Origin of the sequence: Lacticaseibacillus pantheris DSM 15945 = JCM 12539 = NBRC 106106 (assembly GCF_001311175.1) — a bacterium.
Taxonomy (GTDB): Bacteria; Bacillota; Bacilli; order Lactobacillales; family Lactobacillaceae; genus Lacticaseibacillus; species Lacticaseibacillus pantheris.
Map to the genome: position 1 here is coordinate 11,857 of NZ_BBAI01000016.1, position 16,491 is coordinate 28,347.

At 52.7% G+C, this 16,491-nt stretch carries 11 protein-coding genes and 3 pseudogenes; 10 read left to right on the plus strand and 4 right to left on the minus strand.

Annotated elements, in window-relative coordinates; translation table 11 throughout:
• Nucleotides 1–38: 38 nt before the first annotated feature.
• Both JCM12539_RS15670 and JCM12539_RS15675 read right to left on the minus strand, forming a co-directional pair.
• On the minus strand, nt 39–524 hold the full coding sequence (locus tag JCM12539_RS15670; RefSeq protein WP_263849759.1) for a YdcF family protein: 486 nt from the start codon (nt 522–524) through the stop codon (nt 39–41).
• Complete coding sequence (locus tag JCM12539_RS15675) at nt 434–1,108, minus strand: hypothetical protein (RefSeq protein WP_225350276.1); 675 nt, start codon at nt 1,106–1,108, stop codon at nt 434–436. Before JCM12539_RS15675 ends, JCM12539_RS15670 begins: the two co-directional genes overlap by 91 nt.
• Nucleotides 1,109–1,179: 71 nt before the next feature.
• Here JCM12539_RS15675 and JCM12539_RS06600 point away from each other — a divergent pair, with 71 nt between their 5' ends.
• The gene (locus JCM12539_RS06600) at nt 1,180–1,641 is read left to right on the plus strand and encodes an NUDIX hydrolase (RefSeq protein WP_054650189.1); all 462 of its coding nucleotides are present in this window, start codon (nt 1,180–1,182) and stop codon (nt 1,639–1,641) included.
• Here the strand turns inward: JCM12539_RS06600 and yidA are convergent.
• Together yidA and JCM12539_RS06610 are read right to left on the minus strand one after the other, a co-directional pair.
• Nucleotides 1,638–2,450 carry a sugar-phosphatase gene (yidA, locus tag JCM12539_RS06605; RefSeq protein WP_054650191.1) on the minus strand — a complete coding sequence of 271 codons (813 nt, stop codon included), beginning with the start codon at nt 2,448–2,450 and terminating at the stop codon, nt 1,638–1,640. The genes JCM12539_RS06600 and yidA overlap by 4 nt on opposite strands.
• Nucleotides 2,451–2,468: 18 nt before the next feature.
• Entirely contained in the window at nt 2,469–3,827 is a 1,359-nt protein-coding gene (locus JCM12539_RS06610) for an HD domain-containing protein (protein ID WP_054650194.1), read from the minus strand.
• A 1,091-nt stretch (nt 3,828–4,918) separates the two neighbouring features.
• Between JCM12539_RS06610 and JCM12539_RS06615 the strand changes: the two genes are divergently transcribed.
• The 9 genes and pseudogenes from JCM12539_RS06615 to JCM12539_RS06655 all read left to right on the plus strand — a co-directional run bounded on the left by JCM12539_RS06615 (nt 4,919) and on the right by JCM12539_RS06655 (nt 16,437).
• On the plus strand, nt 4,919–5,368 hold the full coding sequence (locus tag JCM12539_RS06615; RefSeq protein WP_054650196.1) for a YwiB family protein: 450 nt from the start codon (nt 4,919–4,921) through the stop codon (nt 5,366–5,368).
• Nucleotides 5,369–5,475: 107 nt separating this feature from the next.
• The gene (gene rpoE, locus JCM12539_RS06620) at nt 5,476–6,057 is read left to right on the plus strand and encodes a DNA-directed RNA polymerase subunit delta (protein WP_054650198.1); all 582 of its coding nucleotides are present in this window, start codon (nt 5,476–5,478) and stop codon (nt 6,055–6,057) included.
• 303 nt (nt 6,058–6,360) lie between these two features.
• Nucleotides 6,361–7,958: pseudogene (gene pyrG, locus JCM12539_RS06625) on the plus strand (CTP synthase).
• A 254-nt stretch (nt 7,959–8,212) separates the two neighbouring features.
• Nucleotides 8,213–9,480, plus strand: a pseudogene (gene murA, locus JCM12539_RS06630) (UDP-N-acetylglucosamine 1-carboxyvinyltransferase).
• A 117-nt stretch (nt 9,481–9,597) separates the two neighbouring features.
• Complete coding sequence (locus JCM12539_RS06635; RefSeq protein ID WP_054650200.1) at nt 9,598–9,849, plus strand: type B 50S ribosomal protein L31; 252 nt, start codon at nt 9,598–9,600, stop codon at nt 9,847–9,849.
• A gap of 1,814 nt (nt 9,850–11,663) precedes the next feature.
• Entirely contained in the window at nt 11,664–12,323 is a 660-nt protein-coding gene (locus tag JCM12539_RS06640) for a DUF2238 domain-containing protein (protein WP_054650202.1), read from the plus strand.
• A 172-nt stretch (nt 12,324–12,495) separates the two neighbouring features.
• A pseudogene (locus JCM12539_RS06645) lies at nt 12,496–13,892 on the plus strand (UDP-N-acetylmuramoyl-tripeptide--D-alanyl-D-alanine ligase).
• Nucleotides 13,893–14,213: 321 nt separating this feature from the next.
• Nucleotides 14,214–15,779: a degradosome RNA helicase CshA gene (cshA, locus tag JCM12539_RS06650; RefSeq protein WP_054650204.1), complete on the plus strand. Its 1,566-nt coding sequence runs from the start codon at nt 14,214–14,216 to the stop codon at nt 15,777–15,779.
• A gap of 187 nt (nt 15,780–15,966) precedes the next feature.
• A complete protein-coding gene (locus JCM12539_RS06655) occupies nt 15,967–16,437 on the plus strand; it encodes a GNAT family N-acetyltransferase (protein ID WP_054650206.1) in 471 nt (156 codons plus the stop codon).
• Nucleotides 16,438–16,491: the final 54 nt, after the last annotated feature.

Consider the following 16,491-nt stretch of genomic DNA (forward strand, 5'->3'; position numbering starts at 1 on the left):
GTTTCTTGTTGTTCAACCCTACTTCTAGTTTAGCATGCCTAGAACTTCAGGATGTGCATGGCGCCCAAAATCAGGGTGATAATGGTGTACGCGAGGGCGAGACCCATGACAATGATGTGCCGCCGCTTGTTCATCACCATGAACGCAATGTATTCGCGGATCGTGGCGTTAGGCAGGAAGTACAGCCGCGTCTTTGCACCAATACCGTTAGCGTCGATGCCGGCCATGCGTGCAAAGACGCCGGCACGTAGCAGGTGGTAATTGTTGGTGCAGAACATTGCTTGGTAGGGGCGACCTTGTTGCCGGGAGTCAATTACTTTGCGGGAGAAGCGCATGTTTTCCAAAGTGGTTTTGCTTTGGTCCTCCAGTAGGGTATCGCTCTCCGGAATTCCGTGCGCTACGGCGTAGTCACGCATGGCGCTGGCCTCGCTGACTAATTCATCACGGCCTTGCCCACCCGAAAAGATGATGGTGGGGGCAGGCTGACCAGCCGCAACTTGTTTCTGGTAGCGTTTGATGGCCACGTCGATACGGGCGCGAGAAGCCCGGAAACGCGCTTGCCGTCGATTAATCCGGCGCCGAGTACAATTAGGTATTGTAGTGGCTTATGGGTCCGCCAGCGGTTGTACGCAACGAGTGCAGTGAGAAAGTTGAGGCCGGTGATGAATACGTAAAACCAGCAAAAATTAACGAACACGGTAATTGAATAAAATAGCCAGGACGGGAAAAATTGGCGTTCGACCGTATCGAGAATGCTTAGTACAATCAGGCCGATTGCAATTAACAGGGTGAGCATGTTGCCGAGGTTGTGCCCTTCGCGTCGCCACACTAGTAGGGCGTTCCACAAGAGCAGAACCAGGTGAAAGGCCATCAGCATGAGGAGCAATACCACCACCATCACTAAAACAATAATGGCGATGACTAGCAAGAAACGGCTATTAATCGCCATGACCATTGTGGCGGCGAAGCCTACCAGGCTGAGCAACGCGATGTTAATTACTAACCCGTTACGGAGGCGCCGGGGTTCGCTGAGGTAGCTATACGCCGCCAAGCCGCAACAACCGGCCGTAAATAGTACCGTACCAAAAATAAACCAGTTCCAGTTCATAAAAAAAATCCGCCTTTCAGTCGGGAAGATAATAGATTATAATGAGAGCAAATTAGAAAGTGGTGATAAAGATGACTAACCCCGTCTTTGGGATTAAGGATCCGCAGTTACACTATGTTGAACGGCGTGGAGTGTACGCCGTGATTCCTGATGCGTCTGGGCAACGTTTGCTAATGTTGGCAGCGCCGAACGCGGCTGTTTTCCTGCCCGGTGGTGGCATCGAGTCGGGCGAATCCGATGAGGAGACGTTGCGCCGTGAATTACTGGAGGAGTTCGGCGTTGAAGTCACCATTGACGCCAAACTAGGTGCGGCTGCGGAGTATTTTTATTCCCATCACCGCAAAACGGCCTATTATCACCCGGCCACCTTCTACGCGTGTCATGGGATCAAGCAGGTCGCGCAGCCGTTGGAAAACTTTAACACGTTAATGCTGATGCCGATTAGCGTTGCGGTTGGACAGCTAAAACGGCCGACGCACCGGTGGGCCGTCACGCGCTGGCTAGAGCAGCGTGCTGACATTCATGAGGACTAGCGGAGTGCGTAACGTTCAATTGCCTGCGCCACACCGTCTTCATCGTTAGTGCCAGTAACGGCGGTGGCGCGGGCCTTCACGGTGGGGATGGCGTTGCCCATGGCGATACCGGTACCCGCGTAATCAAACATAGATAGATCATTGGCCTGGTCACCAAGTACCATCACTTCATCGGGCTGGATGTGCAAAGTTGCAGCTAGGCCAGCAAGGGCGTTCCCCTTGCTGGCCTTTTGGTTGAGAATCTCCAAAAAGTACGGTTCGCTCTGCACAATGGTGTATTCGGAGCGGATGGTCTCGCCCAGATATGCTTGTAGTTGGTCAATTTTATTAGGTGCGTCGATAAACATCACCTTTGCAAACCGCTTGTCCCGCGCAAAGTCGTCAGGGGTGCGCACGGCCAACTTGATGAAGGTGAGGCGCGCCTCCGTACGGGTCCGCTCGGAGGTCGGCGACTGCCCCGCGTACAGCATATCATCATCCTCGGCGTGGACGTCGACGCGCAGTCGTTGGCTGATGTCGTAGAAGCGCGCGTAATCACTGAGGGCCAGCTCGTGCTGCAGTAGGACGGTGCCGCTAGCACAGGTCTGCACGAGCGCACCATTATAAGCAATGGCGTAGTCAGTATCAGTGGTCATACCGAGGGGATTGAGGTACGTAGCAATGCCCGGCAGTGGCCGCCCGGTACACAGAACTACGTGTATGCCGGCCGCTTTGGCCGCCAGAATGGCTTCACGGTTGCCCCGACTAACGTTATTGTCGGTACCAAGCAGGGTGCCATCCATATCGGTTGCAATCAGCTTAATGGTCAATTCAGCTACCTCCGGTTGTTATAGCATTCCGTTAATGCGCGGGTCGATAATTTGGCCGTGAGCAAGGTACCGTTGAAACTCTCCGTACGCGGGTTGCCAGTGCTCATCGTCTTTGGGGGTCAACATGACCTTCGGGAAAAAGTAGCGTTGGTCGCCGCTGACTTTGCCGGTGATTGCGGCCACTAACGGACTCAGTGTGGATAGCTCCTCCAGAGAACCATCCAGTTGCATAATCTCGATTTGTGTCTTGGGGCTGGCGCTCGTCGGGTCATACTGGTCATAAGGCAGGTCAAAGCTGTTGTTGATGGCCGTGTAGTATTCGGGATCAAAGCCAGCATCCGCCACCGCTTTGCTCATCGCGGGTAGGAGCCCCTCAGTGCCAGTCGAAAATGGTAGGGACTTGAGTGGTCGCCGGTTCAGAAAGCGGTCGGCGAGGTCGCTGAGGATAGGGTCGGGATACCTTTGCCAGTAGTGGAAGTACGTGGTGAGCACCCCGTCGTCTAGTTGCAGGTAGTCGTCCAGCGTGAAGTCCTGGTCAAAGAAGGGAATCAGCAGTCGTGGCCGGAACTCCTTTTTGACGCTGCCGGCTTCATACAGCTCTTTGGCCCGCTTCAGGACGCCAGTCAGAACAACTTCCATGCCGCGGGATACGGGGTGGAAGTAGACCTGCTGGTACATTTGGAACCGGCTCACGATGTAATCCTCGACGGCGTGCATACCGTTGGGTTCAAAGGCGATGCCGCCAGCGTAAGGGCGCATGACGCGCAAAATGCGGGTCAGGTCAAAGAGGCCGTAGTTGGTGCCAGTATTGTACGCATCGCGCAGGAGGTAGTCCATCCGGTCGGCATCAATTTGGCTGCTGATCATCTGAACAACTTGCGGGTTAGGGTAGTGATGGTCAATGACGCTAGCCACTTGTGCAGGAAAATCAGGGCTGACGCGTCGGAGAATGGCATTGACGCGGGTGGTGGGGCTGGTAATAATTTCCCGGGTAATATCCTCGTGATTGGTATTAAAAATGTGTTCAAAGGTGTGGGAGTACGCGCCGTGTCCAATATCGTGCAGTAACGCGGCACACAGGGTGAGCAGGCGTTCTGAGTTGTCCCATAGGCCATCGTCGGGACGTTGGCTGGGATAGTTGGCGGCAAAGTTGTCGCAGATTTCTCGGGCAATCTCATAGACACCGAGGGAGTGGGTGAAGCGGGTGTGCTCGGCCCCCTGGAACACGATGCTGCTGACACCGAGCTGGTGAATGCGGCGCAGGCGCTGCATTTCGGGTGAATTGATGAGGTCCAGGATGACACGATCCTGGACGTGGATGTAATTATGTACCGGGTCGCGGAAGACCTTTTCGCGCGGTAACTTTTCGTTTGGCATGGAGTACCCCCTTGGGAATGTTTCTACTACTTTAAGTATAGCCAAAGTCGCCCGCCACGGCTACGTTTTACGAGCAACAAATAACGGAACGAAGCGCAGGCGGGGGGCGGCAGCGTCGGCCGGATCGGTGAGCTGCGGATTACGTGGGGTACTCCGCGGTAACCACTGCTAGGGCGAAGGCTCCAACCCGCCAAGTGCGGGCGGGTTTCCGTCGCGATTCCAAGCCCGTCCGGAAACCCACCGGCCGGTCTTGGAATTCGTCGCGCCGTACGTCACTACGTTCCTACGGCGGTACCCCCTGGCAGTGGTTACCACTCCGACCCCACACGCCTACGCTCACCGGCCCGACCGACGCGGCCGCACGCTACCGCGCAAACACCGTATCCGGGCATAACACCTCCATTCCAAAGACCGACCACAGGCTCCCGCTACAGACGCTGTACAATCGGGCGTAGAGTGGCCGAATTAATTCTGACGAGGACTAGCATGAAGTCAGTACACGTTCTTTCGTACCAATAAAATCTGTGGTGTCTGCATGGTACTGTATGTTTTTAATTGAGTGTACTCCTAACCTATGTTAAAAATGAATCTACAACTCTGGTATTGAGAAGCGTTTCAATTCATGTTATCTCACGTGTTGTCATTGATTAAACAATACTTTTTCTGTAGCTACCACGCCACTACCGACTTATTAGTCCCGAACTAGCGGGTGCCGGCAAAGTGGTGGTGGGGTGGAGGCGACTGAACCCGGAGTTATGACCGCTACCGGGGTTACGCAGGCAGTTTGCGCTTTAGCGCTTACTGCGTGCTACTCGCAGGAATGGCGAAGCCAGTTCGAGAGCTCTTACGGCTTTAGCCGTTAGAACGCGACGAGCTTGGAGACTGACTGCCCGTACTTGGCAGGCAGGCTCCAAGTCGCACCGGAAACTCGCGCACTTTGCGAGTTGGAGGTTTCGCCCAGAAGCGGTCATGACGGAGCGGTTCACAAAGCCGCAACCCCACCACCACTTTGTCGGCACACACCAACCGACCCGGTGGTAGCCGTCACCACGTGTTTGGCATATAATACAGAGCAGAGAGGATGACGAGTTATGGACATGACACGTGGCGTTCCAGTGCAGATTCACCTAGAAACCTGGGTCAACCAGGACGGTAACAACGAACATCATGAATTCAACGAGCCCGGGCAGTTAGTCCAAATGGGCGATACTTTGTACGTACGGTACCGTGAGCAAACTGATGGGGACGCGACTGTGCCCGTGACGTTCAAAATCGCGGGTACGGACTCCGTCATGTTGACGCGGGGGACCGCAGAGACGGACACCCAGCTACAACTGCAATTTGAGGCCGAAAAGGCGGTTGTGGCGCGCTACACCACTCCGTACGGCGTCATACCGGTACAAACGGTCACGCCGCGGATGGACGTCGTCTTTACCGATGACCCGCTGAACGGTGAAGTGTACATTGAGTACCGGCTCGATGCCAACCAGCAACACCTAGGCGATTACCGGCTACACTTGAATTTTACGGCGGCGGAGTAATTTGTCGCGGCTTATCGTGATAAATATGCTATGCTAGTATTGATATGTGGAGGGTTCGCTGGTATCATTGAACCTATCTGCGAAATCGGGAAAGGGGCGCGACTAACTTGAAACTGGAAGTATTCCAAGACGCCGACAAAAGCGAGCTGTCCTTAATTGAGGTTGCACGTGCAATCTTGAAGGAAAAGGGCGATCCAATTGCGTTTGCTGATTTGGTCAACGAAATTCAGACCTACTTGGGCCGGAGTGACGAAGAAATTCGTGAACGCTTGCCACAGTTTTATACTGATGTGAACGAAGATGGTGAGTTTATCTCGCTGGGTGAGAACGTCTGGGGGCTGCGCTCCTGGTACCCATATGAATCCGTCGACGAAGAGGTTAACCACCCTGAAGACGAAGAGGGCGCACCACAGCGCAAGAAGCGTAAGAAGGTTAACGCCTTCCTGGCTGACGCCGCTGATGATGATGACGTGATCGACTACAACGCTGATGATCCAGAGGACGACGATTTGGATGAGTCCGATGATGATTACGATGACGACGAAGCTGGGTATGCGGACGACGATGACGCTGCGGTCGATGACGACACGGACGAAACCGACGACGCACCAGACAAGTTGCCAGACGGAATTGAGGGTCAGCTCGCCGAATTCAGCGATGATGACGACGATGCCGATTACGACGACTAAGCAATAGACAATCAGGGGGGACTGCTGCGGCGGCCCCCCTTTGTGATGCTGGTCGTTTTTGCACGCCAATAGTGCGCTTGATTTTTTTTTAATTATGGCACGGTGGTGCGGCCCTTGACTTTGAGGGGGCATCCCGGTAATATACTCATTGGGCACTCTGCGGAACCTATTGCAGAGTCAATCGGTTACAAGCTCCCTATTCCATTGTGGATGGGGAGCTTGTTTTTTTGTTTTTGTTTTTCCCCGTGGTAAAGTCGTTGTTGATTGTTGTGTACGCACACAGTCTAGGATAGGAGAGTTGATATGACCAAGTATATTTTTGTCACTGGTGGCGTTGTTAGTTCCCTCGGCAAGGGGATTGTTGCCGCATCACTTGGCCGCCTGTTGAAGAGTCGCGGTCTCAAAGTTACCATTCAGAAGTTTGACCCGTATTTGAACGTCGATCCCGGTACGATGAACCCGTACCAACACGGTGAAGTGTTCGTAACCGATGACGGTGCCGAAACAGACCTGGATTTGGGTCACTACGAACGGTTTATCGATATCAACTTGAACAAGTACAGTAACTTCACGGCTGGTAAAATCTATTCCGAAGTATTGCAGCGTGAGCGCCACGGCGAATACTTGGGTGGGACCGTGCAGGTTATCCCGCACGTGACCAACATGATTAAGGAAAAAAAATTATGCGCGCGGCGAAGCATTCCGATTCCGACGTCATTATCACTGAAATTGGCGGTACGGTGGGCGATATCGAAAGCGAACCGTTTCTCGAAGCCATTCGGCAGATGAAGGCGGATGTCGGTGCCGAAAACACGTTCTACATTCATGCATCCCTGGTGCCATACCTGCGCGCTGCGGGTGAGCTGAAGACCAAGCCAACGCAACACACGGTGAAGGAACTGCGGAGCATCGGTATCCAGCCAAACATGCTGGTTCTACGGACCGAAAAGCCAGTTACCGACGAAATGAAGCAGAAGATTGCCATGTTCACCGACGTGCCAACGGAGGCCGTTATTGAGTCACGCGACGTGCCAACCATCTACTCGATTGTCCGGAAGCTCAACGAGCAGGGCATGGATCAGTACATCGTGGACCACTTGGGGCTTGAAACCAAGCCGGCTGACATCAGCGACTTTGTGGAACTGGAAAACCGTGTTCAGCACCTCGAGGGTAGCGTCAAGATTGCTTTGGTGGGTAAGTACGTTTCCCTCAAAGATGCGTACATTTCCGTTGCTGAAGCCCTGCGAGCTGCAGGCTACAGCTTCAACACGAAGATTGAACTGAACTCGCTGCAGGCCGAAGACGTCAACGATGGTAACGTGGACGAATTGTTGGGCGATGCGGACGGTATCTTGGTTCCCGGCGGCTTTGGTGACCGTGGCCTCGAAGGTAAAATTGCGGCCATTCGCTACGCACGTGAACACGATGTCCCATTCTTGGGCATTTGTTTAGGTATGCAGATGGCGTCCATTGAGTTTGCGCGGAACGTGGTGGGCATCAAGGACGCGATGAGCACCGAAACGTCTGATCACGGCACGCCAATTATCGACATTTTGCCTGACCAGGAGAACGTCGAGAACATGGGTGGTACGCTGCGCCTGGGTCTGTATCCATGTGACCTCAAAGTTGGTTCGGTGGCCGCAGCGGCATACGGTAACGTTCAGGAAGTGCAGAAACGCCACCGTCACCGTTACGAATTTAACACTAAGTACCGTGCACAACTGGAAGATAAGGGCTTGGTGTTCTCTGGTACCAGCCCAGACAACCGCTTAATGGAAGTCATTGAGCTGCCAACTAACAAGTTCTTTGTTGCTAGTCAGTACCACCCAGAGTTCCAGTCGCGCCCGACGAAGCCTGAACCGTTGTTCAAGGCGTTCATCAAGGCAGCGGGTAACTTCTAAATAATGTTAAATAATTAAATTGAAGTTTTGTTTAAGAGGGGCGGCGCTTGCTTTTAGCGCCGCCCTTCTATAAACTGGAATAATGAGTGAAGTCGGTAACTACGTATTAAAGAACGGCCGCCAGCAAACGCTTGCAGGCGCCCAGGATGGCGGAGCGTCACCCTGCTCAATGGTTACCGCGGCCCCAAAAGGGTTCACGAACAGAATATACAACTAACCGTTACGAAATGATTTTCAACGAGGAACTTTTTTTGATGGAAAAAATGCTGATTCATGGGGGGAAAAGGCTGTCTGGCGAGGTCACGATTGGTGGTGCCAAGAACAGCACGGTCGCGCTGATTCCTGCTGCCATTTTGTCTCGGGCACCCGTAATGCTTACCGGAGTGCCGCACATTCAGGACGTTTACAACTTGATGAGCATCTTGGCGGAGATGAACGTCACGTCTGACTTTAGCGGCAACGAGTTACGGATTGACCCAACGGATATCGTGATGGCGGACCTACCCAGTGGAAAAATTAAGAGTTTACGGGCGTCCTACTACTTTATGGGCGCGCTTTTGGGGCGCTTTGGGCATGCCGTGGTGGGGCTACCCGGTGGGGACGATATTGGGCCCCGGCCCATTGACCAACACATCAAGGGCTTTGAGGCCCTCGGTGCCAAAGTATCGGACCATAATGGTGCGATTGTGTTGAATGCACCGAAGAGGGGTTGCACGGCGCACACATTTTCCTCGACATGGTTTCAGTTGGGGCGACCATCAACATTATCCTGGCGGCGGTCACTGCGCACGGTCAGACCGTGATTGAGAACGTTGCCAGGGAGCCAGAGATTATCGATCTGGCTACATACTTGAACAACATGGGTGCCACCATTCGCGGTGCCGGAACTGATGTTATCCGCATTGAGGGTGCCAGCAAGTTAGCGGCGAACAACGCGCACACCATCATTCCTGACCGGATTGAAGCCGGCACGTACCTCTCGATTGCCGCTGCTCAGGGCGACGGTATCTTGGTCAAGAATATCATTGCGGAGCATTTAGATTCCTTTTTGGCCAAGCTGGAAGAGATGGGCGTGGTTATGGACGTGGGGGAAGACTCCATTTTCGTTTACCCATCTGGTGAACTCCACGGGGTGACCATTAAAACGGCCCCGTATCCCGGCTTTGCCACTGATTTACAACAGCCGTTGACGCCACTCCTGATGAAGGCGGACGGGGAAGCGCTCGTCATTGATACTATCTATCCGAAGCGCACGCGCCACGTTCCTGAGCTGCTCAAAATGGGTGCGGACATTCGGGTGGAGGATGATCACATTAAGATTAACCATTCAGAGCAATTGACGGGTGCTACCGTGGCTGCGGAAGAGATTCGGGCCGGCGCTTGCTTAATGCTAGCTGGTTTGATGGCTAATGGAGAGACGACCATTACCAAAGTCGACAACATTTTGCGTGGGTACGACCGGGTGGTTATGAAGCTCCAGGGATTGGGTGCCGATGTCCAGTTGGTGGATAGTGCGAGTTAGGCATCAGCAACTGACAGCCCCACTTTGCTAAAAGTGGCAATTCGTGTTAACATGTTACAGTTATCATAATAAGAATCTCTGGGTCAGGCTATGGCTCAGGGCGAAGGAGAAATGATCATGAAGCAAGGAATTCACCCAGATTACCACCAGGTAGTATTCATGGACTCGACGACTGGTTTCAAGTTTATCGCCGGCTCCACTAAGACTAGTAACGAAACTGTGACCATGGACGACGGTCAGGAATACCCATTGGTTCGTGTTGAAACGACCTCTGATTCCCACCCGTTCTACACTGGCAAGCAGAAGTTTGCTAAGGCCGATGGTCGTGTTGAACGATTCAACAAGAAGTACGGTCTCAACAACAAGTAATTCAACTAGGAGGTCCAACCACTATTGGCTGGGCTTTTTGTTTGGTCGTTACTATTGTGGGGGAGCATAATCAAACGGTCGGTTCTGACTGTGCGTAAAGCTGAAACAATGGGTATTGCAAATCACCATTCATTAAAGTTATCGTATAATAATCAAAGGCTAATTGATGACCAAAAAAATAAAAATTATCCTCTGATAAATTGGTGGGTGGCAGGCGCATAATTTGGTATTATAAATGACGTAGAGAGGCGGAAGCCGAACTCAAACCTAAACTTACACTCCCCAAAAAAGTTCCCCCAAACTTTCCTCCGCTTGCGGAGGTTTTTTTTGTAGAGAGCGTAGCAGGCCGTTTAGAGATGCTTATGCGGCGTCCTCTGGCCTGCGGAGCTCGTTTCAATAAGCACGGGTAACGGCGGAAGGGTGTAGCATTCCCAACCAATATGTTGAAGGCACGAACTTGGCCTTTTGGTGCTAGTAGCTTATGCGTCGCTTTCTGGTCTGCGGAGCTCGTTTCAATAAGCACAGGTAACGGCGGAAGGTTGTAGCATTCCCAACCAATATGTCGAAAGGCCCGGTTTTGGCCTTTTGGTTAGAGATGCTTATGTGGCGTCTTCCGCCTTGCGTAGCTCATTTTCACTACGGGGATTACGCGCGAGCGTAGACGACATTAGACCGCTTGTACACTTGTCATCATGCTCAATAATTGGTCACGGCTGCTCTCGCAAGTGATTATTATGGAACATTAAATGGTGAAGCACCCGGTGGAGACAGCCCAACGGTTGCCGCAGTAAACGTTGCGCTGACAACGTTGATTGGTGTACGTGACAGAAACGTCTCGTGTTTTCTATAAAAACTAATATGTATATAAATAAGACGTTATAAAGTTCGCCAAAATAAAAAAAATATCCTTATGGAAGTTGCGGTGCACTGCTTGTAAGATTTGGTACTATATACATGTAGAGAGGCATGAGCCTATCTCAAACCTAAACTTACACTCCCCAAAAAAGTTCCCCCAAACTTTCCTCCGCTTGCGGAGGTTTTTTTTGTAGAGAGCGCAGCAGGCCGTTTAGAAAGCAGAGCATAAGTTACTAGCACCGAAAGGCCCGAACTTGGCCTTTTGGTGCTAGTAGCTTATGCGTCGCTTTCTGGCCTGCGGAGCTCGTTTCAATAAGCACAGGTAACGGCGGAAGGTTGTAGCATTCCTAACCAATATGTCGAAGGCCCGGTTTTGGCCTTTTGGTTGGAGTGCCTTATGTGGCGTCTTCTGGCCTGCTCCGCTCGTTTTAATAAGCAAAGGTAGCGCGGGAACGGTGTGGTGTCTAGCACCCATATAGTGGGGCCCGGTTTTGGCCTTTTGGTGCTAGTAGCTTATGCGTCGCTTCCTGGTCTGCGTAGCCCATTTCAATATTGAATATTAACGAAGCTAGCACGTACTCGGCGCCAATGATCTTAGCACCGCCGAGAAGCTGTTGGATTTCCAACCCAACCTGGGTTACAGAATATAAAGGACCCACCCCCAAAGGCCAGAATGGCTATGGGTGTGAGTCCTTTGCACGTCACTGTCTTGACCGCGCGCCCCAGTCAACATCAGCCGTTAATGCCAACACCATTCGGTTGTTTAGCGATTCACGTAACGAATTATCGCATCAATCGTTTTGCTCAACGGCAACACGACTAGTTACAGTGTGCGCCAACAGCGAGCGCCCCAACTACTGCGCTTTGCCTTCCGACACGGCTGGACAGTCTTTGTCTGCCGAGACTGGTGTTCGCAGTATCCTGGGGTCTGTTAAAATAGTAGTGATGGAGGTATTACCATGCGCAAACTAAGCCAATACTTGTACTATTTAAATATTGTGGGTATGTTACTGTACATTATCATTTGTGGTGGCCTGCTCATTGCGGGTCATCCGTGGCGTAGCAGCCAGTTGGGCCTGATTATCCAGGTTGCTTCGGGATTGGTGCTGGCGTCGATACCACCACTCCTAACCAGGTGGTTCCATGTACAGTTACCGCCATTACTGGTGGCACTTTATGAAATTTTCATTTTGATGGCCATTCTCTTGGGTACAGGGATGGGAATGTACTCGGTGCCGTACTGGGACAAAGTTGAACACGCATTTTCAGCGGCCATGCTGGCTGGGTTGGGCTACATGATCTTTGCCGCGCTCACACCGGCCGATCAGCGTGAGCACGTTAGCCCGCTACTCTTAAGCCTCTTTGCCGTTGCCTTTGGTACCATGGTCGGCGTCTGCTGGGAGTTTTATGAATTTACCGGTGACGGCCTGTTCGGGATGAACATGCAACGTTACATGAGCGGTGGCCACCTGTTGGCCGGCCGGGCCGCGTTGATGGATACCATGGGGGACCTATGCATGGACTTTGTGGGGAGCCTCTTTCTTGGCATCGTGGGCTACTTTGGTATCCGCCGTGATCGGCACTGGTTGGATACTTACATGCTGCAGCGGATAAAGTAGTGGCATCACGGCCTGTTTCGCGGTAAAATTGATGAGTTCAAATTAGTTGAAGTTAGTTAGCTACCATAATGTAGTTAATTATCAGGCCGTGACGTCACGTTACGGATTAATTCAAAGACGGGTGCGTGCAGCTAATGCGCCTACCCGTTTTTATATAGGGGAGAAATTTGTCATGAAAATGACCCTGGATACAATTGCCAGCGTCGTGGGGGCAACCGCACCCGCTAACGCCGACCAAATTACGGTCACGGGGGTGTGCTTCGATGCGCGTGAAGTGAAGCATGGTGACCTTTTTGTACCATTAAAAGGCAATCGTGATGGTCATGAGTTTATTGAGCAGGCATTCGCGGGAGGTGCGGTGGCCAGCTTCTGTGACCACGCTCACGCGGATAGTACGCAAAGTCGCGTAGGTAACGCCGCTGTGTTGGTTGTTGATGACCCTTTGCGTGCATTGCAGGACTGGGCGCGGTACTACCTGTTAATTCGGGTTAACCCCAAAGTGGTCGCGATTACCGGTAGTAATGGTAAGACTACCACTAAGGATATGACCGCAGCCATTCTGGCGAGCCAGTATCGGGTGGTTAAGACGCAGGATAACTTTAACAACGCAATTGGCGTCCCCGTGACCATTCTGTCCATGGAATCCAACACGGAAGTATTAGTCGTGGAGATGGGGATGGACCACTTTGGCGAGCTGGAAGCCTCAGCGGCCTGGCCGAACCGGACGTGGCGGTTATCACGATGATTGGGGAGGCCCACATCGAGTTCTTCAAGACGCGTGACCGCATTGCGGATGCCAAGATGGAAATTGTGTCGGGCTTGAAGGATGACGGCCTGTTTGTCTACAATGGGGACGAACCGTTGTTGCGTGAACGTGCCAGCAAAGTTGACCAGGATCAGGTCACCTTTGGGCTCGCGCCTGACAACGACCTGGCGGCGGAGCACGTTCAAGCGTTCCGCGACCACACCGAGTTTGACGTTTCCCGTTGGCCTGACGTCCATTTCTCGATCCCAATGATGGGGGAGTACAACGTCAACAATGCCCTGGCTGCCATTTTGGTTGGCCGGCGTTTCCACGTTAAGCCGGAAGCAATGCGGGATGCCCTCGCGCACTTCAAGGTGACGCGGAACCGGACGGAATGGTTGACTGGGGATGCTGGCGAAGCTATCCTCAGCGACGTGTACAATTCGAACCCTACCGCTGTGCGGGCGGTGCTGAACGACTTTGTCAAAGTGCCGACGCAGGGTCGGCGCATCGCCGTGCTGGGCGATATGCTAGAGCTAGGAGAGGCCAGTCATGAACTGCACGCTGGGTTGGCGGACGCGCTGGACCCCGAGCAAGTGCAGTGCGTCTACCTTTACGGGCCGGAAATGCGGGCTTTGTACGAGCGCCTAGCGGACAAGTATGATGCGGAACATCTATTCTACTTTGATCAGGACAGCCAAAGCCACCTGTCGTCCCAGTTGCTGGACGGGGTGTACTCCGATGACCTGATTTTGCTGAAGGGTAGCCACGGCATGCACCTGGAAAAGGTGTTGCAGGCACTGCTTGACGGATCACGTGAATAATTAATGTTTGGGAGCGGCGCCGCAGTCTAGGGGTGCTGCTCCTTTGTCTATTGATTGGGTCGCGGCAAATAACGCGGGCACTAAATCGCTACCATTGTTGGCGTGACGCATTCTGCGGTTTTTTTCGTGGCTGGTAATTATGAAAGGAAAGTGTGAAACAGCAGGACTAGTGGTGCTTTCTTTGCGTTTTCAGCCGCGTCAAGGTATAATAATAAGAACGCTTTTTTTTGATAACACACTATGCACGTTACAAAACGGTACCTTCACGGTACGTATTCTCCGGTTTTGTGGTGTGCATATGCACACACTAGGAGGACTCATTTGAAGTTTACAGAATTAGGTTTGGACCCAGATTTGCTCAAGGCTATCGACCGTGCGGGGTTTGAAGAAGCAACCCCCATCCAGTCGGCCACAATCCCGTTGGTATTAGCGGGTAAGGATGTCATTGGGCAGGCCCAAACGGGTACCGGTAAAACCGCTGCCTTTGGTTTGCCGTTACTGCAACACGTTGATTTTAGCGACCGTTCCGTTCAGGCGCTGGTAATTTCACCAACGCGGGAACTGGCCATTCAGACTCAGGAAGAACTCTACCGGTTGGGTCGCGACAAGCATGCGCGTGTTCAGGCCGTCTACGGTGGTTCTGACATTCGTCGCCAAATTCGCGGTTTGGCTGACCACCCACAGATTGTTGTGGGTACTCCGGGTCGTCTGCTCGACCACATTAACCGTCACACGCTGAAGCTGGAGAACCTCCGGACTTTGGTGCTCGACGAAGCCGATGAAATGCTGGATATGGGTTTCATCGACGATATTGAAAGTATCGTTAAGAGCGCACCGGAGGGCCGTCAGACCCTGCTGTTCTCCGCCACGATGCCTAAGCCAATCATGAACATTGCCAACAAGTTCATGCATGAGCCAGAAACGGTGCAGATCAAGAGCAAAGAGTTGACTGCGGACAACATCGACCAGTACTATGTACGCTCCAAGGACTTTGAGAAGTTTGACATCATGACCCGCATCTTTGATGTACAGGGCCCCGAATTGGCCCTCATCTTTGGCCGGACTAAGCGTCGCGTTGATGAATTGACCAAGGGATTACAGGCCCGTGGTTACAAGGCCGAGGGTATTCATGGTGACCTGACCCAGCAGAAGCGTTCCGCCGTCTTGAAGCAGTTCAAGAGTGGCGAACTCGACTTCTTGGTGGCCACGGATGTTGCAGCACGTGGACTGGATGTTTCCGGTGTGACCCACGTTTACAACTACGACATTCCTCAGGATCCTGACAGCTACGTGCACCGTATTGGTCGTACTGGCCGTGCCGGGAACTCCGGTGTTTCCGTGACCTTTGTGACCCCAGGCGAAATTGACTACCTGCGGACCATTGAGGACCTGACCAAGAAGCGGATGCTACCGATGAAGCCACCAACTGCTGAAGAGGCATTCCGTGGCCAGTTGGACACTGCTCTGACGAACGTTAAGGAAATCATGGATAGCGACCTCAGCAAGTTTGATGATGACGCTGCCGCACTGTTGAAGGAATACACTCCGGAGCAGATTGCGTCCGCGTTGTTGAAGAGCGTTGCACCAGATGATGCTTCGTCTGTTCCGGTTAAGATTACACCGGAACGTCCGTTGCCTCACCGCGGTCACGGTGGTGGCCGTAACCGTAATGGCGGTCGTGGTGGTTACCGTGGCAATAACAGCCGTGGCGGTTATCGTGGTGGCCGTAACGGCGAGCGTCGTGGTGGTTACCGCGGATCTCGCGATCGGAACACCAGCTCGGATCACCATGGTAATGGTGGTGGGCGTCGTGATGACCGTCGTCGTGACGACCGCAACCGTTCAGGCAAGAAGCGTAACGGCTTTACTATTCGTACTAAAGATTAATGTTTGGGCTCTTCGTCAAGGAGAGCTGATACATTATATGTGAAGCACTTGGACCTAACTGGTCTAGGTGATTTTTATTATGCTGATTATTCTGCAAATTGCCGTCTTTGCTCCCGCCGACCCGAGACGGACGGTTATTCAAGCGGTACAATAAGCTCTAACCAAAGTGTTTATGGGGGATGATATTATGCGTATTCGACAAATGACGATTCAAGACGACCAGGCCGTCGCTGACCTGGTGCGCTCAAGTTTGTCTCACTTTGGCCTGGATATACCCGGGACGGCCTACTTTGATCCGCAGTTAGACCATCTATTCGAGTTTTACCAACAGGAACAAAGCGGATATTTTGTGTTAGTTGACGACAATAATCATGCGGTCGGGGGCTGCGGCTTTGCGGAGTACGATGGTCCCGTTGCGGAACTGCAAAAATTATACATTAGCCCGGTTGCGCAGGGCCACGGTGCTAGTCGACAATTAGTGGTACGGGCCGAGAGCGCAGCGCGTGCAGCAGGGTTTCAGCAAATGTATCTGGAAACGCACCACAGTTTAACGGTTGCGTGTCAGTTGTACCCCAAGCTGGGCTATCAGCCGTTGCCGGGACCACTGGCAGACGGACCGCACACAACGATGGACCGATTTTTCCTTAAATCACTGTAGAGCGCGCTTTTTCACTTAAGCAAGTTACACTCCAGTTTCTGAGCGTCCCGCTCC